This window comes from Streptomyces glaucescens (genome assembly GCF_002154375.1).
Lineage (GTDB): Bacteria > Actinomycetota > Actinomycetes > Streptomycetales > Streptomycetaceae > Streptomyces > Streptomyces glaucescens.
Genome location: NZ_MUND01000363.1, coordinates 1 through 1420, shown reverse-complemented (window position 1 = coordinate 1420; position 1420 = coordinate 1). Strand labels below are relative to the sequence as shown.

Below are 1420 nucleotides of genomic sequence, written 5' to 3'. Positions count from 1 at the left end.
AGATGTGAATAAGAGACGGGTGTGGGCGTCGGGGTCGGAGTCGGATCGGTGCTGCCGTCCGGCAAGGCACCCCACTGGCGCTCCACGCCCTCCAGCAGGACGATGTTCGGGGCGTCGACGGGGGTGCTGCCCGGGGTCGTCGCGATCCGCTGGTACGACCAGTCGTTGCCGGGTTCCAGGCACCGGCCGAACTGATCCGGAACTGCACCTCCTTGCGGTGAGCGGACTGGCCGGCGGGCGCGATCACGGCGCTGGAGCAGTCGACGGTGACGTAGTGGACGTCGCCCGCGTGGCGCGTGGGCCCGGAGACCGGACCGCACTGGTTGTAGTTGGTGGTGACGCTGATCTGCTCGGGCCGGACCCCCGGCTCCAGGGTGAAGTAGTAGCGCAGCGAGCTGTCGGTGAGGGCGCGGGCGGGCCAGGCGGACCTGTTGACGAGATAGGCCTTGATCTCGGTGAAGTTGGCGCCGGAGGCGTTCACCGAGGCCTGGACGGACATCTCGGGCCCGTCCGGGGTCTCGGGCTCGGGGAAGCCGGCGAGCGGCGTGCCGCCGTACTCGGCGTACAGGCGGGCCAGAGCGCCCGTGAAGGCCGCGTTGTAGTCGGTGGCGACCTCGTTGTTGACGTAGTTCTGCCGGTCGTCGGTGTAGGCGTCGTCGGCCGCGCTGGGACCGCCGACCAGGGCGCCGTACAGGATGTGGCGGCTGTCGGCGGGGTTGGTGATCTGGTCGGTCCAGGAACCGTGGGCGGTGCGGTGGTGGGGCTTGGTCGGCGGGTTGACGCCGAACCCGACGACGTAGCTGGAACTACGCGGATTGTCCCCGAGGGCGTAGTTGATCTGCCGCACGGCGAAGTCGTGGTAGCGGGCCTTGCGGGTGGGGTCACCGGTCAGCCAGTCCGAGTAGACGAGCGCGGCGAACGCGGTGTTGGCGGCGTAGCGCAAGGAGCCCCAGCTGTCGAGGACGGCCTGTCCGCCGGGCGAGTAGCGCACCCGGCTGCCGTTCACGCCGACGGTCCACCAGTCCAGCCAGCGGTTGGCGTCGTCGACGTACTTCTGCTTGCCGGTGAGCTGGGCGAGCAGGACGTAGGCGCCGTATGAGCTGTCGTCCCAGGAGAGGGTCCAGCGGTAGGAACGGGTGGAGGTCTGGGGTTCGGTGGAGAGGTTGTCGTAGTAGCTCTCGGCCTTGGCGAGATAGGCGGGGTCGCCGGTGGCCTTGTAGAGCCAGACGGCGCCCCACACCAGTTCGTCGCGGTACCCGCTCCAGGAGTTGTAGTAGCTCTGGGCGTCGGTGATGCAGTCGCTGTACTCGCCGCGGTAGGTGTCGGCGAAGGAGTAGAGCTGCTTGGCGTGCGTGAGCAGCTTGTCGGCGTACGCGGCGTCGCTGTCCGCGAACACCATGGAGGAGGCCGCCATGGCGGC

Annotated in this window: 1 protein-coding gene; it reads right to left on the bottom strand. The window is 68.9% G+C overall.

The features are described from left to right. On the bottom strand, positions 1-1420 hold a 1420-nt coding region (locus tag CCN42_RS23245), incomplete at both ends, for a glycoside hydrolase family 9 protein (protein ID WP_245877427.1).